The following is a 22,318-nucleotide window of genomic DNA, read 5'->3' as shown; positions in this document are numbered from 1 at the left end:
CGCATCTGCTTGCTCCAGGGAACCCCTTGGGGCGAGGGGCCTGTTTGGGGGCGGGGGAGAAGGACCCCTTTTTGGGGGGGGGGGTTTTGGGGGGGGCGGCCCACGGGGGCGGGCCGGCCACCGCGTTCAGGGGGTGAGCGCCTGCTCCAGGGCGGCGGACAGCCGCTCCGCGAGGACGGCCCCGTGGGGGGCGTCGAGCAGCGTGTGGTGGTTGCCGGGGACGGGGACCGTGTGGACCCGCCCCCGGGTGTACGGGGTCCAGGCGCCGGGGTCGACGAGCGGGGTGTCCAGCTCGGGATGCCGTTCGGCGACGGTGAAGAGCCGGACGTCGGCCCGCAGCACGCCGTCCGGGCGGTAGGCCGCCGCCGCCTCGCCGCATGCGTCCGCGACCCGCAGCATCCGCCGCAGGGCGTCGGTGTGGGCGCGGCGGGGCAGGCTGCCCTGCTCGTGGCCCCGGTGGACCAGGGCCGCGAGGAGGGAGTCCTCGTCCAGCTCCTGGATCTCCCGGGCGTCCAGACCGGCCGCGACGCCGTGGCGGACGAGGTCGGACCGGCCGTCGGCGCCCGGCTCGTACGGTTCCCGGCCGGGGGCGGCGGTGTCCACGGCGCCGAAGAAGGCGACCGTCTCGCCCGCCGCCTCCAGCCGCAGGGCGATCTCGTGGCCCACCGTGCCGCCGAAGGACCAGCCGGCGATGAGGTACGGGCCGTGCGGCGCGATCCGGCGGATCTCCGTCAGGTAGCGCTGTGCCATGTCCTCGACCCGGCGCAGCGGCGGCTCGGCGGTGTTGTGGCCGACGGCCTCGATGCCGTAGATCCGCCGGGTGCCGCCCAGGGCGCCGGCGAGCGGCAGGTAGCAGCAGGCGTCGCCGCCGCGCGGGTGGACCAGGAACAGCGGGGGCTGCTCCGGGTCGCCGTCGGCGAGGGGCACCACCAGGCGGGCGGCGGTCTCGTCGGCGTCCGGCAGCGCCTCGCAGAGCAGTTCCACGGTGGGCTTGCGGAACACCAGGTTGAGCGGCAGTTCGACGCCCAGCTCCCGGCGGACGGCGGCGATCAGTTCGAAGGCCTTCAGGGAGTGGCCGCCCAGTGCGAAGAAGTCGTCCCGCACGCCGAGGGGCCGGACGTCGAGGACCTCTTCCCAGAGGCGGGCCATCCGCAGTTCGAGCGCGTCGCGGGGCAGCAGTAGGTCCTGTCGCGCGCGGGCCGGGTCGACGGCCGGGAGTGCCTTGCGGTCGAGCTTTCCGTTGGGGGTGAGCGGCAGCGCGTCCAGGTCCACCAGCACGGACGGCACCATGAAGTCCGGCAGGCTCTCCCGAAGCGTCTCGGCCAGCGCCCGCGGGTTCCCGCCGGGGTTCTGCCACACGACGTAGCCGACGAGGATCGCGTCGACGCCGGTGCCGCGGACCGCGACGGCCGCCTCGGCGACCTCGGGGTGGCGGGCCATCGCGGTCTCGATCTCGCCGAGTTCGATGCGGTGGCCGCGCACCTTGACCTGGCCGTCCTCCCGGCCCCGGTACTCCAGGGTGCCGTCGGGCAGCCGGCGGACCAGGTCCCCGGTGCGGTACATCCGGCCGCCGGGCGCCGCGAACGGGTCGGGCAGGAAGCGGTCGGCGGTGAGCCCGGGGCGCCCGGCGTAGCCGCGCACCACGCCGTCGCCGGCGACGTACAGCTCGCCGTAGACGCCGACGGGCAGCGGGCGCAGCCGGTCGTCCAGGACGTGCACGCGGGTGTTGGCGAGGGGGCGGCCGATCGGCACGGGGCGGCCCGGCGCCTCGTCGCCCAGCTTGTGCGCGGTGGACCAGATGGTGGTCTCGGTGGGCCCGTAGACGTTCCACACACCGCCCACGGCGGCGCGCAGGCGTTCGGCGAGGACCGGCGGGAGTGCCTCGCCGCCGCACAGGGCCCGCACGAGCGGGTTGCGCCAGCCGGTCTGCATGAGCAGGTGCCAGGTGGCGGGGGTGGCCTGGACGAGGGTGGCGCCGGCCCGGTCCAGCTCCTTGGCGAGCCGGCCGCCGTCGCGGGCGGTGTCCCTGGGGACGATGTGGACGGTGGCTCCCCGGACCAGGGGCACCAGGAGCTCCATGACGGCGATGTCGAAGGAGGCGGTGGTCACCGCGGCGACCACGTCGGCTTCGGTGATCTCCAGCCTGGCGGCCATGTCGAGGGCGAAGTTGACGACGCCCCGGTGCGGCACCATCACGCCCTTGGGGCGGCCGGTCGAACCGGAGGTGTAGATGAGGTAGGCGAGCCCGTCGGGAGCCGCCTCGGGCGCGTTGGGAGACGGCCGCCGGGGTTCCGTCACCGCGTCCGCCACCCGCAGGGTCTCCACCCCGGCGGGCGGCCGTACGGCTTCCTGGTCGTCGTCCCCGCCGGTCAGCAGGACGCGCGCGCCGCTGTCGGCCAGCATCAGGTCGACCCGTTCGCGCGGATAGGCGGGGTCGACGGGGACGTACGCCGCGCCCGCCTTGAGGACGCCGAGGAGGGACACCGGCAGGTCCACCGAGCGCTCCACGCAGACGGCCACCACCGACTCCGGTCCGACACCGCGCGAGCGCAGGGCGCCCGCGAGCCGTTCGGCGCGCTCGTCGAGTTCGGCGTAGGTGAGCGTCCGCCGCTCGTCGCGGACCGCCACCGCCCGCGGGGTGCGGGCCGTCTGACGGGCGATCAGGGCGTGGACGGTCGTGTCCGGCACGGGGACGTCCGTGGCGTTCAGGCCGTGCGTCAGCTCCTCGCGCTCGGTGGCGTCGAGGAGTTCCAGTGCGCTGATGGGACGGCCGGGGGCGGCGACCGCCGCCTCCAGGAGCCGGGCGAAGGAGCGCGTCATCCGCCAGACGGTCCCCCGGTCGAACAGGTCGGTGGCGAACACGGCGTGGCCGTGCAGTCCGTCGGCGTCCTCGGTCAGGTAGAGGGACAGGTCGAACTTGGAGCCGCCGTTGCTGAGCGCCACGGGCTCGGCCGTCAGGCCGGGCAGCGCGGGCAGCTCCTCGGTCTCGTCGTTGAGGACGAGCATGACCTGGAACAGGGGGTGGCGGCTGAGGTCGCGCTCCGGCTGCACCTCCTCCACCAGCCGCTCGAACGGCACGTCCTGGTGGGCGTAGGCCCCGAGGGCCGTCTCCCGGGCCCGCGCCACGAGTTCCTCGAAGGTGGGGTCGCCGGAGAGGTCGGTGCGCAGGACCAGGGTGCTGACGAAGAAGCCGATCAGGGACTCCAGCTCGGCTCGGTCACGGCCGGCGATCGGTGCCCCGACGGCGATGTCCGTGCCGCCCGACCAGCGGGCGAGCAGCGCCTGGAATCCGGCCAGCAGCACCATGAACAGGGTGGCGTCCACCCGCTGCCCGAGGGCGCGCAGACCGGCCACCAGGGCCGGGGGGAGGGTGAAGTCGACGTGGTTGCCGCGGCCCGAGGGCGCCGCCGGACGGGGGTGGTCGGTGGGCAGCTCCAGCGGGGCGGTCGCGGTGAGCCGCTGCCGCCAGTAGGCGAGCTGTCCCTCGAGCAGGGCGCCGGTGAGCCGTTCGCGCTGCCAGGCCGCGAAGTCCCGGTAGCCGACGGGCAGCGGGGCCAGGGCGGGGCCCCGGTCGGTCGCCGCCCGGTAGGCGCTGCGGAAGTCGGACCAGAACACGCCGACCGACCAGCCGTCGAAGGCGAGATGGTGGACGACGACGACCAGCAGATGGTCGTCGGCCGCGAGCCGGATCAGCCGGGCCCGCAGCAGGGGCGCGCGGGAGAGGTCGAACGGGCGGGCGGCGTCGGCCTCGGCCAGCTCCCGGGCGCGTGCCTCGGCCCGCGCCGGGTCCAGGTCCGACAGGTCCGTCGCCTCAGGGACGAACACGGTGGCCGGCTCGGTCCGCTGGCGGGGGCCGTCGGGGCCGAGGACGATCCGGGACCGCAGCACCGCGTGCCGCTCGGCCACCGCGCGCAGGGCGGCGAGCGCGGCGTCCCGGTCCAGGGGCCCGGTGAACCGCACGGCGGCCGGCATGTTGTAGTCGGGCCGCCCCGGCTGGAGCTGGTCCAGCAGCCACAGCCGCTGCTGTCCGAAGGACAGGGGTGCCGGGCCCTTCGGCAGCGGCGGGATCCCCGCCTCGGCGCGGTCGGTGGCGTCCAGGGCGCGGGCGAAGTCCGCCAGGACCGGGTGCTGGAACAGCAGGCGCAGGGGGATCTCGCGTTCCAGCGTCTCGCGCAGCCGGGAGACCATGCGGGCGGCGCGCAGGGAGTGGCCGCCGAGTTCGAAGAAGTGGTCGTACGCCCCGACCTGTTCGCAGCCGAGGACCTCGGCCCAGACGGCGGCCACGGCGCGCTCCGCCGCGGTGCTCGGCTCGGTGTACGCGCGCCGCGTCCGCTCCCCGTCGGGGGCTGGCAGGGCGGCCCGGTGCACCTTGCCGTTGGGCAGCAGGGGCAGGGCGTCCAGTTCGACCAGGACGGCGGGCACCATGACCTCGGGCAGGGTGGCGCGCAGGAGGTCGGGCAGGCCGGTGCGATCGCCCCCGGCGCGCAGGACGACATAGCCGACGAGTTCCCGGTCGACTCCCTGTCCGTGGGCCGCCACGACGGCGCGGGCCACGTCGGGGTGGCGGAGCAGCGCCGCCTCCACCTCGCCGAGTTCGATGCGGTGGCCGCGGACCTTCACCTGGTTGTCGCGCCGGCCGTGGAACTCCAGGGCGCCGTCCGCGCGTCGGCGCACCAGGTCGCCGGTCCGGTACATACGGCTCCCGGCGGGTCCGTAGGGGTCGGGCAGATAGGCGGTGGCGGTGCGGGCCGGGTCGCCGAGGTAGCCGCGGGCCACGCCCGGTCCGGCGATGAAGAGCTCGCCGACCGCGCCCGTCGGCAGCGGTTCCAGGTGCTCGCCGAGGACCAGGCAGCGCACGCCGGGCAGCGGGCCGCCGATGGGGATGCGGCCGCCGTCGATGTCCTCGTCGGTGACGACGTGGTAGGTGGAGGTGTTGGTGCACTCCGTGGGCCCGTACTGGTTGACCAGCCGGATGCCGGCGCCGAGGCGGCGGACCTCGCGGGCGCAGCTCGGCGTGAGCGCCTCGCCGGTGGTCATGACCAGCCGCAGCGGCGCGCGGGTCGGGCCGGACGCGGCGGCGGCGAGTTCGCCGAGCATCGAGGGCACGACGGACAGGACGGCGGTGACCCGCTGCTCCTCCATCAGGGCGAGCAGCGCCTCGGGGTCGGCGGCCTGGTCGTCGGAGGCGAGGACCACCCGGCCGCCGGTGCTCAGCGGGGCGAACAGGTCGCGGACGGCAGGGTCGAAGGTGAGCGCTGTTCGGGCGAGCACCACGTCCCGCTGGTCCAGGGCGAAGGTGCCGGTCAGGGCGGCCAGATAGCCGGTGATGCCGCCGTGCCGGACGGCCACGCCCTTGGGCCGGCCGGTGGAGCCGGAGGTGTACAGGACATAGGCGAGGTCGTCCGGGCCGGCCGGCAGCCGCGGGTCGTCGCCGGAGAGGGTCCCGATCCGGGTGCGCTCGGCGTCGAGGTCGAGCACGGGTGTGCTCTCGGGTACGGCGTCGTGGGCGCCCCGGGCGATGACCAGGGCGGCGCCGCTGTCCTCGAGGACGGTCCTGATCCGCTCGGCGGGGTGGGCGGGGTCCACGGGGACGAAGGCGGCGCCCGCCTTGAGCACCGCGAGCACGGCGACGACCGTCTCCGCGGAGCGCGGAAGGAACACCGCGACGGTGTCGCCGCGGCCGGCTCCACGTTCCCGCAAGGCCCGGGCCAGCCGGTTGGCCCGCCGGTCGAGTGCGGCGTAGGTGAGGTGTTCGGGGCCGGAGGTGACGGCGACGGCGTCGGGGGTGCGGCGGGCCTGGTCCTCCACCAGCCGGTGCAGGCATCGCGCGGCCGGCTCGGCAGCCGTCGGCGGGGCGTGGAGCGCCCGCGTCTCCGCCGGGGTGAGCAGCTCCAAGCGGGACAGCGGGCTGCCCGGGTCGGCCAGGGCGCTGTGCAGCAGTCGGACGTAGTGGTCGGCGAAGCGCTCCATGGTGGCGCGGTCGAAGAGGTCGGTGGCGTACTGGAGGGTGCCGAGCAGGCCGTCGGGGAGTTCGGTGACGGCGAGGCTGAGGTCGAACTTGGCGGTGCCGTTGTCCACGTCCTCGACCCGTACCGACACGCCGTGCAGGGGCAGGGAGTCGAGCTGTTCGGGGTGGAGCTGGAAGAGGACGTCGAAGAGGGGGTTGCGGCCGAGGTCGCGGTCGGGGCGGAGTTCCTCGACCAGGCGGTCGAAGGGGAGGTCCTGGTGGTCGTAGGCGGCGAGCGCGGTGTCCCTGACCCGGGCCAGCAGGTCCGTGAAGGCGGGGTCGCCGGTGAGGTCGGAGCGCAGGACGAGGGTGTTGACGAAGAAGCCGATCAGCGGCTCCAGTTCGATACGGCCGCGGCCGGCGATGGGGGTGCCCACGGCGACGTCGGTCTGGCCGCTCCAGCGGGCCAGCAGCGCCTTGAAGCCGGTCAGCAGCACTATGAACAGGGTGCCGCCGTGCTCCTGTCCGAGCGCGGTGAGCCGGTCGCGCAGGTCGGCGGACAGAGAGAAGGTGAGGGTGTCGCCGGCGCCGGAGCGCACGCGCGGTCGGGGCCGGTCGGTCGGCAGCTCCAGCGGAGTGGTCCCGGCGAGCGTGTCGCGCCAGTGGGCCAGTTCCCCGGCGAAGCCGTCCGTGTCCATCCGCCGCTGCTGCCAGTGGGCGAAGTCGGCGTACTGGACGGGGAGTTCGGGCAGGCCGGCGGTGGTGCCGCGGAGCCGGGCCGCGTAGTCGGCGGACAGTTCCCGCCACAGGACGGGCAGCGACCATCCGTCGCCGACGGTGTGGTGGAGCACCAGGACCAGCAGATGGGCGTCCTCGGCGATCCGGACGATCCGGGACCGCAGCAGCGGCGCGCTGCCGAGCGCGAAGGGGGTGGCGGCGTCGGCGCGGGCCAGGTCGAGCGCCTGGGCCCCGGCCCGGTCCGCGGGGAGCGCGGAGAGATCGGTCAGCTCGGTGGTGAAGACCTCGCCGGGCTCGACGATCTGCACCGGGCGCCCGCCGTCCACGGCGATACGGGACCGCAGCACCTCGTGGCGGTCGGCGACCCGGCCGAGGGCGCTCGCGAGGGCCGCCGCGTCCAGCGGGCCGTCGAGCCGGACCACCACGGGGATATTGTAGTCGGGCCGCCCCGGCTCCAGCTGGTCGAGGAACCACAGCCGCCGCTGGGCGTACGACAGCGGCGCGGACGGGCTCTCGGGGCGGCGGGGGATGGTGTCCTGGGCGGCGGCGGGCACCGCGAGGGTGTCGACGGCGGCGGCGAACGCCCGCAGGACGGGGTGTTCGAACAGCGTGCGCAGCGGGATCTCGGTGCCCAGGCGCCCGCTGAGCCGGGACACCGCGCGGGTGGCCCGCAGGGAGTGACCGCCGAGGGCGAAGAAGTCGTCGTCGCGGCCGGCCCGGTCGACGCCCAGCACCTCCGTCCAGACGGCAGCGGCGGCCCGCTCCGTGTCCGTGGCCGGTGCGGTGTAGGTGCCCGGCGCGTCGGCCGGCGGCGCCGGGAGCGCGCGCCGGTCGAGCTTGCCGTTGGCGGTGAGGGGCAGCTCGGGCAGCACCACGAACGCGGCGGGCAGCATGTAGTCGGGCAGCCGGGCGGCGAGGGCGCGGCGCAGGTCGCCGGGGAGCGGCGGGGCGGCGCCGGGCGCGGGGACGGCGTAGGCGACGAGGCGCCGCTGTCCCGGGGGGTCCTCGCGCAGGACCACCGCGGCCCGGTCGACGCCGGGGCACGCTTCCAGGGCGGCCTCGATCTCGCCCGGTTCGATCCGGAAGCCCCTGACCTTCACCTGGGTGTCGGCCCGGCCGAGGTACTCGACGGTGCCGTCGGCGCGCCATCGCGCGAGGTCCCCGGTGCGGTACATCCGGGCGCCGGGCGCGCCGAGCGGGTCGGGGAGGAAGCGTTCGGCGGTCTGGGCGGGCCGGCCGAGGTAGCCGCGGGCGAGGCCGACGCCGCCGATGAACAACTCCCCGGGGACGCCGACCGGCACCTGGCGCAGCCCGTCGTCCAGGACGTACAGGCGGGTGTTGTCCAGCGGGGTGCCGATCGGTATCCGGGGCTCGTCCGGAGCCGTCGGGTCATAGCGGTGGCGGGTGGCGAAGGTGGTGGTCTCGGTGGGGCCGTAGACATTGGTGAGGACTGTGCCAGGGGCGGCGTCCCGGGCCCGCCGGAAGGCGGTGGCCGAGGCGGCCTCGCCGCCCGTCCACACCTCGCGCACCCCGGACAGGATCTCCGGGCACTCCTCGGCCACCACGTTGAACAGGGCGGTGGTGAGGAACAGGGCGGTCACCCCGTGCTCGGTGACGAGGCGTCCGAGGGTCGCGGTGTCCAGCTGTCCGGGCGGGGCCATCACGACCCGGCCGCCGGACAGCAGCGGTACCCACAGCTCGTAGGTGGAGGCGTCGAAGGAGTGCGGTGAGTGCGCCAGCACCCGCTGGTGGGCGTCGCCCCAGCCCTGGTCCAGGGCGAGGGCGGCGACACTGCCGTGGGTCACGACGATGCCCTTCGGCTCGCCGGTGGAGCCGGAGGTGTACATGATGTAGGCGGCCTGGGCGGGGCTTCGCGGGGGCAGGGGGTCGGCGCCGAGGTCCTCCCCGGTGTCCTCGGTGGCGTCCAGCACCGGTACGGGGGCCCCGGTGACGGCCGGGTGGGCCCGTGTGGTCCGGTCGGCGAGCAGGAGGACGGCCCCGGCCCTTTCCAGCATCCCGTGCGAGCGTTCCGCCGGGTGGCGGTCGTTCAGCGGCACATAGCAGCCGCCCGCCTTCAGGACGGCGAGGACGGCCGTCACCAGGTCGGCGGAGCGCTCCATCAGCAGGCCCACCGGGCTCTCCGGGCCCACTCCGGCCGTCGTGAGCCGGCGCGCGAGCCGGTCGGCGCGCGCGTCGAGTTCGGCATAGGTGAGGGTGGTGTCACCGCAGGCCACGGCCACCGCGTCCGGGGTCCGCCGGGCCTGGCGGGCGAAGAGTTCGGGGAGGGTCTGCGAGGGCAGCTCCCGCTCGGGGCCCTGCCACCGCTCCAGTTCCCGCCGTTCGTCGGGGCCGAGCAGGTCCAGTTCGCCCAGTGGCCGGTCGGGGTCCCGCGTGGCGCTCTCCAGCAGCCGCCGGTAGTGGGCGACGAGGCGCCGCGCGGTCGCGGGGTCGAACATGTCGGTGTCGAAGACCAGCGTGCCCGCGCAGTGGTCCGGGCGCTCGGTGACGAACATGTTCAGGTCGAACTGGGCCCCGCCGAAGTCGGCGCGGACCGCCTCCGCCCGGACGCCGGGCAGCTCGAATCCCCCGGTCTCGTCCTGGGCCGCGGCGAACATGACCTGGACCAGCGGGTTGCGGTCCAGCACCCGTTCGGGGCGCAGCCGCCGTACCAGCCGGTCGAACGGCACCTCCTGGTGGTCGTAGGCCTCGACGGTGACCCGGCGCACCCGCTCCAGGAGTGCCCGGAAGGTCAGGTCGGCGGGGATCTCGGTGCGCAGCACCACGGTGTTGACGAAGAAGCCGATCAGCGGCTCCAGTTCCATCCGCTCCCGGCCGGCGACCGGGGTGCCGAGGGCCACGTCGGTGCCCCCGCTCCAGCGGGCCAGCAGCGCCTTGAAACCGGCGACCAGCGCCATGAAGACGGTGGCGTCCCCGGCACGCGCCAGGCTCCGCAGCCGGTCGGTGAGTTCGGCGGGAAGGGTGAACTCCACGGTCTGTCCCCGGCCGCTGCGGGCGGCCGGGCGCGGCCGGTCGGTGGGCAGCTCCAGCGGGGCGAGGCCGCTCAGCCGCTCCTCCCAGTGCCTCAGGGAGCCGTCCAGCTCCCCGCGGGCGAAGCGCTGCCGCTGCCAGTGCGCCCAGTCCTGGTAGACGGCCGGCAGCCCGGCCGGCCGCCGGCCGTCTCCGGAGGCCAGGTCCCGGTAGGCGGCGCCGAGTTCTTTCCACAGCAGGGCCATCGACCAGCCGTCGGTGGCGATGTGATGGACCGCCAGCAGGAAGAGGTGGTCGTCGGCGGCGAGCCGCACGAGCAGGGCCCGCACCAGCGGGCCGACCGCCAGATCGAAGGGCTTGCGGGCCTCGGCCACGGCCAGTTCGAGGGCGTGCCCCGCACGGTCGCCGGCGTCCGCGCCGGCCAGGTCACGGACGGGCAGGGGTACCTCGCCGGGTGGCAGGACCACGGGGCGGGGTGCGCCGTCGTGCTCCTCGAAGACCGTGCGCAGCGGCTCGTGGCGCCGGACGACGGCGGTCAGCGCCTGCCGCAGCCGCTCGGCGTCCAACGGGCCGCGCAGCCGCAGCAGTTCGGGCACCACATAGCCTGCTGTGTCGCCGAGGATGCGGTCGGTCAGCCAGAGCCGTTCCTGGGCGAAGGAGGCGACGGGGTCGCCGGTGGCCGGGGGGATGGCGGCGGCCGGGCCGGTGGTCCCCCGGTCGCGGGCGGCGCGGACCCTGCGCCGCAGGAGATCGCGGGCGGCCGCGAGCCGGCCGTCCACGGTCGTCTCGATCGCTCTGCTGTCCTCGATGGTCACGCGGTCCCTCCCTGGTGGGTGTGCGGGCGCTCGCTGCCGGCCTCGATGAGTTCCGCCAGCAGCGCCGTCTCCACGGCGCCGGCCAGCCCGGCGACGGTGGGGTGGTCGAACAGGGTGTGCAGGGGCAGTTCCAGGCCCAGGGAGTGACGGAGCCTGGCCATCACCCGGGTGGCGCCGAGCGAGTGACCGCCCAGGGCGAAGAAGCTGTCGTGGCGTCCGACGATCGGGACGCCCAGGACGTCGGCCCAGAGTTCGGCGACGAGTTCCTCGGTCTCGTTGGCGGGCGGCGCGTAGCGGTCGGCGGGCACGGCGGGGGCGGGCAGTGCCCGGCGGTCGAGCTTGCCGTTGGGGGTGAGCGGCAGGTCGTCGACGACGACCAGGGCCGGGACCATGTACTCGGGCAGGGTGCGGGCCAGCTCCGCGCGTACGGCGTCCGGGTCGCACGGGACCCCGGGTTCGGGTACGGCGTAGCCGACCAGCCTGCGCTCCCCCGGGCTGTCCTCCCGGACGATCACCGCGCTGCGGGCGATCCCGGGCACCCGGGCCAGGACGGTGTCGATCTCACCGAGTTCGATACGGAACCCGTGGATCTTGACCTGGTCGTCGGTGCGTCCCAGGTACTCCACCGCGCCGTCGGGACGCCGGCGGGCGAGGTCGCCGGTGCGGTACATCCGGGCGCCGGGCGGGCCGAACGGGTCGGCGGGGAAACGCTCCGCTGTGAGCGCGGGGCGGCCCAGGTATCCCCGGGCCAGGCCCGCCCCGGCGAGGTACAGCTCGCCGGTGACGCCCACCGGCACGGGTCGCAGCGCCGCGTCGAGGACGTACAGCCGGGTGTTCCAGATCGGCCGGCCGATGGGGACCGGGCCGGCGCCGGGACGGCACTCCCAGAAGGTCACGTCCACGGCGGCCTCGGTGGGGCCGTACAGGTTGTGCAGCGGTACGCCGAGCAGTTCGTGGAAGCGGTTCTGCACCTGCTCGGACAGCGCCTCGCCGCTGCACACCACCCGGCGCAGCGAACGGCAGCCGGCCGCCGACGGCTCCTCCAGGAAGGCCGCGAGCATCGAGGGCACGAAGTGGACGGTGGTGATGCGCTGTTCCTGGATGGTGCGCGCCAGGTAGACGGGGTCCTTGTGCCCGTCCGGCCGGGCCACCACCAGCGTGGCGCCCTCCAGCAGCGGCCAGAAGAACTCCCACACGGAGACGTCGAACCCGAACGGCGTCTTCTGGAGCACCCGGTCGGTGTCGTCCAGCCGGTACGCGGCCTGCATCCAGGCCAGTCGGTTGACGATGGCGTCGTGCGCCACCACGACCCCCTTGGGCCGGCCGGTGGAGCCCGAGGTGTAGATGACGTAGGCCGGGCTGGAGCCGGTGGGGCGGGGCGCGGCGGCAAGGTCGCAGGCATCCGGGGCGTCCGAGACGTCCGAGGCGTCCAGGGGATCGACGGCGTCGACGAGCAGTCGTGGCACCGCCGGGTCGTCCGGGAGCACGGCGGCCGCGGCGCCCGTCGTGATCAGCAGGGCGGGGGCGGCGTCGGCCAGGATGTACCCGACGCGGTCGGCGGGCAGGCCGGGGTCCACCGGGAGATAGGCGGCGCCCGACTTCAGGACGGCCAGCAGCGCGACGACCATCTCGGTCGACCTGTGCAGGGCCACGGCGACGATGCCCTCCGGTCCGGCGCCCCGGGCCCGCAGCCGCTCGGCCAGCCGGTCGGCGCGGGCGTCCAGCTCCCGGTATGTGAGGGTCTCCCCTGCGAAGACGGTGGCGGTGCGGTGGGCGCTGCGGGCGGCCTGCCGCTCGAAGAGGTCCACCAGGGTGCCCTCGGGCACGGGGTGGGCGGTGTCGTTCCACTCGCTCAGGACGCGGTGCCGTTCCTCGTCGGACAGCAGCTCCACCTCCCCGACCGGGAGCGCCGGCTGCTCGACCGCCGCGGTGAGCAGGCGCCGCAGGGCGTCGGCCATGCTCCGCGCGGTGGACGCGTCGAGCATGTCGGGCCGGTGGTCGAGGTTGAGGCACAGCCGCTCGCCGGGCAGGACGACGAGGTTCACGGTGTAGTGCGTGGCGTCGGTGCCGAGGACTCCGGCGAGCCGGAGCCCGGCGGCCGAGCCGTTGAGGGTCTCCTCGTCGACCGGGTAGTTCTCGAAGGCCACGGCCGTGTCGAAGAGGGTGCCGAGTCCGCTGTCGCGCTGGATCTCGGCGAGGCCGAGGTGCTGGTGATCGAGCAGCGGGGTCTGGGCGTCCTGGAACCGTGCCAGGGCCTCGATGAGCGGCTCGTCCTCCCGGATCCGGAAGCGCACCGGGAGGGTGTTGATCAGCAGCCCGACCATGGTCTCGATGCCCGGGAGGTCGGGGGTGCGGCCGGAGACCGTCCCGCCGAAGACCACGTCGTCACGGCCGGTGAACCGGCCGAGCAGGATCGCCCAGCAGCCCTGGACCACGCTGCTCAGGGTCACTCCGGCGGACCGGGCCCGGGCGGTCAGGCGCGCGGTGAGGCCGGCGTCCAGTTCGACGACGGTGCGTTCGGGCAGGACGCCCACCCGGTTGAGGCCGGTGCCGCCGAGCAGGGTGGGCTCCTCCAGGCCGTCCAGGGCCCGCTGCCAGGCGGTGGCCGCCGCGGCGCGGTCCTGGCGGGCGTGCCAGTCCAGGTACGAACGGAAGGACGCGGCCGGCTCCGGGGTCCACGGGGTGTGTCCGGCGCGGGAGGCGTAACCGGCGAGGAGTTCCTTCAGCAGCACCGCGGCCGACCAGCCGTCCCAGAGGATGTGATGGTTGGTCATCACCAGGCGGTGTTCCGTCTCCCCGAGCCGTACGAGGGTGAAGCGCACCAGGGGCGGCCGGGCCAGGTCGAAGCGGCGCAGCCGGTCCTCGGTCAGCAACTCCTCCAGCGCCGCCCGTCGTTGGTCCGCTCCCAGTCCGGAGAGGTCGGCCACCCCCAGGGGGGCGTCGGCCTCGGCCAGGACGATCTGGACGGGCTCGGTCAGGCCGTGGTCGGTGAAGCCCGCACGCAGGGCGTCGTGACGGCGCAGCAGGGTGTGCAGCGACTCGCGCAGGGCCGGGAGGTCCAGGGGGCCCCGCAGATCGAGGACGAGCTGGCCGGTGTAGGCGTCGACGGTCTGCTCGTCGTAGGAGGCGTGGAAGAACAGGCCTTCCTGGAGCGGCGAGAGCGGGAGGACCTCGGTCAGGCCGGGGTGGGCGTCCATGAGCCGGTCCAGCCGGATCCGGTCGAGCGGTACGAAGGGGCAGTCGGCCGGGGTGAGCCGGGGTGCCGCGGCGGAGCAGTCCGCCAGCAGCCGCAGGGCCCGGGTCCAGTCCTCGGCGAGGGCGGCGGCCTCCGGTTCGGAGAGCAGCGCCCGCGGCCAGGTCCACACGGCGGTCAGTTCGGCGGATCCCGGCTCCTCGCGGACCAGGACGTCGATCTGGAGGCAGTGTTCGGCCGGCATGTCCGGCGGGGTGTCGGCCCGCAGGGCGCCGCTCTCGGGTGCCGGGGTCCACGGGCCGCCGTCGGCGGCGGGGAACCGGCCGAGGTAGTTGAACAGGATGGGCGGCTGCGGCAGCGCGGCGAGTTCGGCGCCGGCGGCCGGGTCGAGGTGGCGCAGCAGGCCGTAACCGGCGCGCTCCGGCAGGGCCGCGAGGCCGTCCCGTACGCGCTGGGCCAGTTCGGCCAGCGCCGGCCCGCCGTGCCAGGCGCCGGTGAGGTCGAGCCCGCGCAGGTCGAACCGGGCCGGGTACTGGGTGGTGAACCAGCCGACGGTACGGGAGAGGTCGAGGGCGCCGGTGGGATCGGCGTCCCGGCCGTGGCCCTCCAGGTCGACCAGGAGGGAGGCGGGCGCCGTGCCGTCGACGCGCCGCTGCCGGCGGTGGGCGGCCAGCGCCAGGGCGGCGAGCATCAGCTCGTCGGGGCCGGTGCGCAGGGCGGCGGGGGCGCTGGTCAGCAGCGGTCGGACCACTTCCGTGGGCAGGGTCACGGTCAGGCTGCGGGCGGTCGCCGCGGTGTCGCGTACGGGGTCGGGGAGCCGGTCGGTCAACGGGGCGGGCGCGGCGGCCGTACCGGGATCGGCGGGGGCGAGGACCTCGCGCCAGCGCGGCAGTTGCCCGGTGGTCGACGTGTGCCGGGCCAGTGCGGTCAGGTGCCGGGCCCAGTCGGGGAAGGAGGTCCGCACCGGCTGGAGGAGCACCGGCTCGCCGGCGGACACCGCCGCCCAGGCCTCGGCCAGGTCGGCCAGCAGGACCCGCCAGGAGACGCCGTCGACGACCAGATGGTGCAGGCAGATCAGGAGGCGGCCCGGCCGGTCGCGGCCGTGGTCGAACCAGACCGCCTGGAGCACCGTGCCGGCCGCCGGGTCCAGCCGTCTCGGGGCGGCCTCGGTCTCGCGGGCGACGACCGCGCGACGGGCTTCCTCGTCGAGGCCCGCGAGGTCGACGCGGGTGAGGTGGTCGGCCGCGCGGGACCGGGGCCGGATGTGGCAGCCGGGGCGGGACCCCGGGGACGGCACGGTCCGCAGGCGCAGCATGTCGTGGTGGTCGGTCAACGCCTGGAGAACGGACGCCAGTCGTCGCTCGTCGGCGTCGGCGGGGGTCTGCACCAGCACCGACTGGCTGAACCGGTCGACCGGGCCGGGGCTGTCCAGGAGCCAGCGCATGATCGGGGTGAGGGGGACCTCGGGGGTGATGGGCTCGGCGGGGAGCGGGTCCGTGGCCGCCGGTACGGGGGCGGGCGCGGGCGCGGACGCCTGCGGATCGGCGGTCTCGCGGGCCAGGGCGGCGGGCGTGCGGTGGGTGAAGACGTCGCGCAGGGTCATCGTGAGACCGGCCGCCCGCGCCCGGCTCACCAGGGTCAGCGCGGTGATGCTGTCACCGCCGAGTGCGAAGAACGCCTCGTCGGCGCCGACGGACTCCCGGCCGAGCACCTGCGCGAACAGAGCGCACAGGGTCTCCTCCGCCGCGGAGCGGGGGGCCGGGGCAGGGGCGGCGTCCGGCTCGGGTGCCGGAGGCGTCTCCGCGAGGGCCCTGCGGTCCAGTTTCCCGCTGGTGGTCAGGGGCAGGTCCGTCCGGACCACGTAGGTGTGCGGAACCATGTAGTGGGGAAGCGCCTCGGCGAGGTGGGCCTGGAGGGTGGCGGGCAGGGGTTCGTGTCCGGTGCCGCCGACCACATGGGCGACGAGTCGCTTCCCTCCGGCCGGTGTCTCCTGGACCAGGACGACGGCCTGCGCGACGGACGGGTGCCGGATCAGCTCGGTCTCGATCTCGCCCAGTTCGATCCGGTGGCCGTTGATCTTCACCTGCTGGTCGATGCGGCCCAGGAACTCCAGTTCGCCGAGGTCGTTCCAGCGGACCATGTCGCCGGTGCGGTACATCCGCGCTGCGGGAGCGGCGGACCAGGGGTCGGGGACGAACCGGTCCGCGGTCAGGCCGGGCCGGCCGAGGTAGCCGCGCGCGAGACCGGCGCCGGAGACGCAGAGTTCGCCCGGGGTGCCGGGCGGCACCAGCCGCAGCTGGGCGTCGACGACGTAGAGCCGGTGGTTGACCGTGGGCCGGCCGATCGGCGGGGCGGTGCCGCCCGAGGGGGCCGTGCAGCGGTGCATGGCCACCACGACGGTGGTCTCGGTGGGGCCGTAGGTGTTCCAGACCTCGCGCCCGGGGGCCGCCCAGCGGTCCACGACGTCACCGGACGGCGCCTCGCCGCCGGTGGAGACGAAGGTGAGCGCGGGCAGGGCGGTGGGGTCGAGCAGGGGCATCAGGGCGGTGGGCAGGTCGGCGATGGTGACCGCCTGACCGGCCATCAGGGCCTGCAGCCGGTCGATGTCCAGCCGCTCCTCGTCGGTGGCCAGCACCAGCGTGCCTCCGCCGAGCAGCGCGCCGAAGGTCTCCAGCACCGAGACGTCGAAGGTGAGCGCGGCGAAGCCGAGGAAGCGGGCGCCGGGGCCGACCCGGCAGGCGGCGAGGTTCTGGAGGGTGAAACCGACGGCGGCCGCGTGACTGACGACCACTCCCTTGGGCTGCCCGGTGCTGCCCGAGGTGTAGAGCATGTAGGCGGCGTTGGCGGGTCCGACGGCAGGACGCGGGGCGGTGGGCACGGTGTCCGTGCCGGCGGGCACAGTGTCGGCGTCGGCGTCGGCGGGCACGGTGTCCGCGTCGGCGGGCGCCGTGTCCGATGCGGCGCACCCGGCCTCCGCCGGCGGCTCGACGGGGATCACGTTCCGTACGGCGGCAGGCAGCCGGCCGGCCAGTTCGGGGCGGCTCACCACGGTGTCGATGCCGGCGTCCCTGACGATGTACTCCAGGCGGCGCGGCGGCAGTCCGGGGTCGAGGGGGACGTAGCAGCCGCCCGCCTTGAGGACCGCGAGCACCGCGGTGACCATGCCCAAAGAGCGGTCGACGCAGATCCCGACGGGCCGGTCCGGGCCGACGAACGGACGCAGCCGCCGGGCGGCCTCGTCGGACCGCGCCGCCAGCTCGCGGTAGGTGAGCCGCTCGCCGGCGCAGACGACGGCCACCGCGTCCGGGGTGCGCCGGGCCTGCTCCTCGAACAGCTCGTGCAGGCAACCGATGTCGGGGACGGGTGCGGTGCCGCCGTCGCCGTATGCGAGCAGCAGCCCGAGGTCGGCCGGGGACAGGATGTCGATCCCGCCGACCGTGGTGTCCTCGTCGGCCCGGGCGACGCGGGCGACGAAGTCCGCGACGCGGTTCTGGTGGGCGGCGAGTTCGTCGAGGTCGCAGCGGGCCGCGTCCACCTCGAACTGGAGGCCGATCGTGCCGTCGCCGCGCTCGTAGACGTTGAGCGACAGGTAGTCGACCGGTCCGACGGCGAGGTTGTGGGCGGTGGCGGGCAGTCCCGCGAAGGTGACGTCGTAGTCGAAGGACATGATGTTGACGGCCGCGTCCCACAGTCTGCGGCCGGTGTCGCCGAGGGCGAGTTCGCGCTTCAGGTCCTCGACGGGGTACCGCTGGTGCCGGAGTCCTTCCCGCACGGCGTGCGAGGTCTGCCGTACGAGGTCGTCGAACCTGGTGGCGGAGGTGACCGCGAGCCGCAGCGGGAGGATGTTGGAGAACGCTCCGCAGGTGCCGCGCGCGGCCGGCGTGGAACGGCCGGTCACGGGCATGCCGAGGACCACGTCCTCGGCACCGGCGATCCGGTGCAGATAGGCGGCGGCCGCGGCCAGTACGACGACCGTCCAGCGGGTGCGGGCGCGGCGGGCGGTGTTCCGCAGCGCCTCGGCGGTCTCCGGGGCGAGGTCGGTGCGCAGGCGCAGCACGCGGCCGGAGGGGGTCACGCCGGTGCGGCCGCCGAAGGCGACGGTCTCCGGCAGGTCCGTCATCCGCTCCAGCCAGTAGGCCCGGTCCTGCGCGCCCTCCTCGGACTCGCGGTAGGCGGTGTCCTCCGCCACGACCTGCCGCAGCGGCGCGGCGTCGGTGGGCGCGAGCGGGGTGCCGTCGACCAGCGCGGTGTACGCCTCGGCGACCCGGCGGTTCATCCGGGCGCCCGCGACGCCGTCGGCGACGATGTGGTGCGCGCAGTGGAACCAGAACCAGCGCTCGGGTCCGGCGCGGAAGAGCAGGTAGCGGGTGAAGGGGCCACGGGTGAGGTCGGTGGGCCGGGCGAGCGTCGCCCGCATGTGCTCCTCCGCCGCGGCCCGCGGGTCGGGGTGGCCGCTGACGTCCACCGTCTCCAGTTCCAGGGGCGGCCTTGCCTCGGGGACCTGCCAGGCCCGGCCGTCCTCCTCCTCGAAACGCACGTTCAGGAAATCGGTTTCGGCGATCATGGTACGCAGGGCTTCCTGGAACAGGCCGGCGTCGACCGCGCCATGAATTTCCAGGTATTCGGCGATGTGGTAGTCGCAGCTTTCGGGATCGAGCTGCTGGGCTACCCATATGCCGGCCTGCGAGGCTGTCAGGGGAAGACGAACGCGCTCCTCAGCGGACATCCGGCTGTCTCATCTCACTCGGCGTGACGACGGGCGACGTCAGGGTCGACGTCCACTGTGCGAGGCGGAACGCGGGCCCGGAAAGTCACGGGAACAAGGCTCTTGACCACGGAATGCGGCCCGTCATAGAAATACCCGCCGTGGAATTCCGGTCCCGTGAATCAGCGACTTTCGGAGTTCTTCCGTTCCGGCGACGCTGCTCGACGGCAACGAGGTCGCAGGGAAGGAAGGCGTCGGCATGACACCGGAGATCGAAGCCGCGTTCGCGGCGATCAGAGACGAGTACGGCCCCCGGTCGATCGACCGGGTCACGCGGATGCTCGACGCGGACCCGCTGGACCGGGACCCCCTGCAGAAGCAGGCCAAGTGGATCATGCCGGGTATCTCCCGCAAGCCCTGGCACGACCGGTACGAGCACCCCGAGATCGCCCCCGTGGTCCGGGCCTTCGAGGCCGGGCACGCCGCGATCCGGGACGAGCTGGCCGAGGCCTGGGCCGAGCGGCGCGGCCGTTTCTCCGACTACGAGCACTACCTGGTGCGGCAGGAGGACTGGCAGGCGCTCTATCTCTACCGGGCGGGAAAGCCCGTCCTGGAGTCGGAACCGCTCGTGCCGACGGCGTTCCGCGTCCTCCAGGAGACGGCCGTCGACACCGGGCTGATCTGCCCGTTGCTGGAGAGTCACTTCTCGACGCTGCTGCCGGGCGCGGCCATCGCGCCGCACTGCGACCTGTGGAACTTCAGCATCAACCTGCATCTCGCCGTCGACATCCCCGAGGGATGCGGCATCAGCGTGGCCGGGGAGGCGCGCCGGTGGACCGAGGGCGAGTGCCTGCTGTTCGACTACTCCTTCGAGCACGAGGCGTGGAACCACGGCAGCCGTCCGCGCACCTGTCTCCTGGTCGATCTCTGGCATCCCGAGACCACGGTGCCGGAGCGCGAGGCCCTCACCTCGCTGGTCACCGAGGTCCGCCAGCTCACCGGCGAGGCCTGAGGGACCGACAGCCCGCGGGTCGCGGGTCGCGGCCGGCTGACGCGCGGCGGCTGACGCGCGGTCAGCTGAAGGAGCGGCGGTAGGCGTGCGGGCTGACGCCCGTGGTGCGCTTGAAACGGTCGCGGAAGGCGGTCGGGGAGCCGAAGCCGACCTGCGTCGCGATGCGTTCCACGGAGTGGTCCGAGGTCTCCAGCAGATGCTGGGCCTGGCGGATGCGGGCCCGGTGGAGCCACTGCAGCGGTGTGGTGCCGGTCTGGACAGCTGGGTGACCCCGAGGGACTCGGCGAGTTTCTCGACCCTGCGCGTGCTGACGCCCAGAAGGTAGGCGGTGGCGACCACCAAGATGAGGGCCTGCTCGGCCCGCCGGCGCCGTTCGAGGAGCCAGTGCGGGAAGTAGCTGCCCTGCCTCAGTTTGGGGACGGCGAGTTCGACGGTCCCGGCCCGGGTGTCCCACTCGCGTGGGCGGTAGCCGTTGCGGTGGTTGACGCGTTCGTCGCTGACCTGGCCGTATTCGGCGCCGCAGAGGGCGTCGGCCTCCGCGGACATGAGCGCGTCGGCGAACGTCTTGATCATCGCACGCAGCAGATCGGGACTCGCCGCGGCGAGGTTGTCCTCGGCGAGGGCGTGCAGGGGCAGACTGTCTGGTGCGGTCATCGTGTTGATCTCCTTCGAGCTTCGACATCTCGAAGATCAGCCGGTGGCCGTTCATCTATGCGGGCACCATCCCGATGCCGGGGCAAACCCCCGGATCAGGTCGAACCCGTACACCACTTCCCTGGACGCAACCCAGATGCAGCCAGGGCGCAGCCTCTGCACCCTGGTCCCTGAGCAGGCCGTGCTCCTGGTCCAGAGCCACGGACTTGCCCGCACCGCGCTCCCCCCACACCACAACGACCGGCACATCCGGCATCTCGTCCAGCCGCACCGGACTGCCGACATCTCGCCCGCCATCGAAGGCATCGACCCGGCCACTGCCCTCGGCCTGCAGGGGTCGCAACGACCGTCGCCACGCGTATCGCATCAGCCCATTCTCACCGCCCGTAGCACCGAAGGCGGATCACGGGCAGTCAGCCTTGAGTACTCCGGTGTAGCCGGAGGCTGGTGGTCGGGTATCGGGCATCCAGCCGAGCTTGCGGGAAGCGTGTTGACGGCACGGCACTCGGGACCGCATAGGCATTGGTCATCGCACCACCGGTGGGTTCGAAAGGACGGACCATGGCAGGCTCGCCACGAAGGAGGTTCGGTGAAGGTGACACCGGACGATACGGCTTTACGTCACCACATGATTCGGACCACTGACATCGTGATCAGCTCGGCAGATAACTGCTGATCAGCGCAAAAGCAGCTTCTCACCAGTGACACGCGAAACCGAACATCTCAGTGACAGCTTCCCCGAACCTCACAACTGCTCTCGTACGGCGACGCGGTCGGTGTCGACGGCCGCCACCTTCTCCACTCCCGCAACTTGGCGGCGGTCAGGGAGGGTTGAAGCGACGGCATCGACCGCCTCCCTCCAGTGTGGCGCACCCGAGGCGGCCAGAAGTCCGTCACTCCTGGGCATGACGCGACCCCCAGAACACACGCCTGTGCGGGGTCAGGCCCGGCCGGATGAGGTCGGCGAGCTCCTGGTCGACCATGCCGGGGAGCTCTCCGCCGTGTAGCGGCGCCGGCGCCATCACCCGCGGCTTCAGCGGCCAAGGCGGGCGGCTGCCTCACCGTGAATGCCTGGCAGGGAGCGGTGCCCTGATCGGCGGAGGCCGCGTGTCACAGGCCTCGCGGCACGCACGTACAGACGTTCCCCGGATTGAGGATCAGGTCCGCCACGGGCTCGGTGGGCGCCTCGCCCGGGTCCTCTATGTCGCGGTAGAGCGCGGCGGATCTAGGGCGCCATCCGCCTGTCTCCTTGACGGTGCTCCGGCCAAGATGCCTGGCGCAGCGTCGTTCACCAGGCGGATCGGTTGCGATCACTGACTCAGCCTGCTTACTATTACGATCGTAATTTAATGGACCTGGGCCGCATCGGGCCACGCCATCCGGGCTCTGGTCATCTCCTCTCCACTTCACCGGGAACCTTCATGGACCTCTCCGCCAGCACCGCCCTTGTCACCGGAGCGAACCGGGGCTTCGGCCGGGCCCTCGCCGCCGAACTGCTCAGCCGCGGCGCCACCGTCTATGCCGGCGCCCGCAATCCCGACCAGGTCGACCTGCCCGGCGCCAAGCCGATCGCACTCGACATCACCGACCCCGCCTCCGTCGCGGCCGCCGCCGCGGCCACCGGCGACGTGACCATCCTGGTCAACAACGCGGGCTCCTCCACCGGCGCCGACCTGCTCACCGCCGACCTGGACGACATCCGCCTGGAGATGAACACCCACTACCTCGGCACCCTGACCATGGCCCGCGCCTTCGCACCCCAGATCGCGGCCAACGGCGGCGGGGCCATGCTGAACGTCCTGTCCGGCCTGTCCTGGGTCAGCTTCCCGGAGTTCGGCGCCTACTGCGCCGCCAAATCCGCGGAGTGGTCGCTCACCAACACCCTGCGCGTGCAACTGGCCGACCAGGGCATCCGCGTGGCCGGTCTGCATGTGGGCTACATGGACACCGACATGGTCCGTACCGTCGACGCGGCCAAGTCCGACCCGGCCGACATCGCGCGCATCGCTGTGGACGGCATCGCCGCCGGCTCCTACGAGATCCTCGCCGACAACGCCGCCCGCCAGGCACAGGCAGCACTGTCCGGGGGCGTCTCGGTGCTCTACCCGCAGCTCCCCTGAGGAGCACCCGCCCCCCACGGGCCAACCGCCAGGCACGTCCGCCAAGGGAACGCCACGGCACAGCATCTACGGTTCGTCGGTCGGCCATACGTGCAACACGACCGCCGACAGTTCCCCCACGTGTCGGGTCTTGCCTGCTGAGCGTT

At 73.9% G+C, this 22,318-nt stretch carries 4 protein-coding genes and 2 pseudogenes; 2 read left to right on the top strand and 4 right to left on the bottom strand.

The genetic code is table 11. From position 1 onward, the window contains the following. Positions 1-126 precede the first annotated feature (126 nt). Together ACZ6D7_RS32415 and ACZ6D7_RS32410 are read right to left on the bottom strand one after the other, a co-directional pair. Complete coding sequence (locus ACZ6D7_RS32415) at positions 127-10,488, bottom strand: non-ribosomal peptide synthetase (protein ID WP_469498540.1); 10,362 nt, start codon at positions 10,486-10,488, stop codon at positions 127-129. Continuing rightward, on the bottom strand, positions 10,485-18,407 hold the full coding sequence (locus tag ACZ6D7_RS32410; RefSeq protein ID WP_469498537.1) for an amino acid adenylation domain-containing protein: 7,923 nt from the start codon (positions 18,405-18,407) through the stop codon (positions 10,485-10,487). The genes ACZ6D7_RS32415 and ACZ6D7_RS32410 overlap by 4 nt, the downstream gene beginning before the upstream one ends. 238 nt (positions 18,408-18,645) lie before the next feature. On the opposite strand from ACZ6D7_RS32410, the gene ACZ6D7_RS32405 reads away from it, so the two are divergent. Beyond that, entirely contained in the window at positions 18,646-19,398 is a 753-nt protein-coding gene (locus ACZ6D7_RS32405) for an aspartyl/asparaginyl beta-hydroxylase domain-containing protein (RefSeq protein ID WP_469498534.1), read from the top strand. Between the two features lie 61 nt (positions 19,399-19,459). Here ACZ6D7_RS32405 and ACZ6D7_RS32400 read toward each other — a convergent pair. Continuing rightward, positions 19,460-19,654 (bottom strand): annotated as a pseudogene (locus tag ACZ6D7_RS32400) (helix-turn-helix domain-containing protein); the annotation flags it as partial. Then, a pseudogene (locus ACZ6D7_RS32395) lies at positions 19,651-20,052 on the bottom strand (transposase); the annotation flags it as partial. The pseudogenes ACZ6D7_RS32400 and ACZ6D7_RS32395, both read right to left, overlap by 4 nt. 1,421 nt (positions 20,053-21,473) lie before the next feature. Here ACZ6D7_RS32395 and ACZ6D7_RS32390 point away from each other — a divergent pair. Next, complete coding sequence (locus tag ACZ6D7_RS32390; protein ID WP_469498531.1) at positions 21,474-22,172, top strand: SDR family oxidoreductase; 699 nt, start codon at positions 21,474-21,476, stop codon at positions 22,170-22,172. Positions 22,173-22,318: the final 146 nt, after the last annotated feature.

It is taken from the genome of Streptomyces sp. NPDC041784 (assembly GCF_055591025.1).
This window is presented reverse-complemented; position numbering and strand designations above follow the sequence as displayed.

What these genes read in the sequence shown, in the direction of transcription:
- ACZ6D7_RS32410 (WP_469498537.1), bottom strand. Translation starts at nt 18,407, where the DNA reads ATGTCCGCTGAGGAGCGCGTTCGTCTTCCCCTGACAGCCTCGCAGGCC.
- ACZ6D7_RS32405 (WP_469498534.1), top strand. Translation starts at nt 18,646, where the DNA reads ATGACACCGGAGATCGAAGCCGCGTTCGCGGCGATCAGAGACGAGTAC.
- ACZ6D7_RS32390 (WP_469498531.1), top strand. Translation starts at nt 21,474, where the DNA reads ATGGACCTCTCCGCCAGCACCGCCCTTGTCACCGGAGCGAACCGGGGC.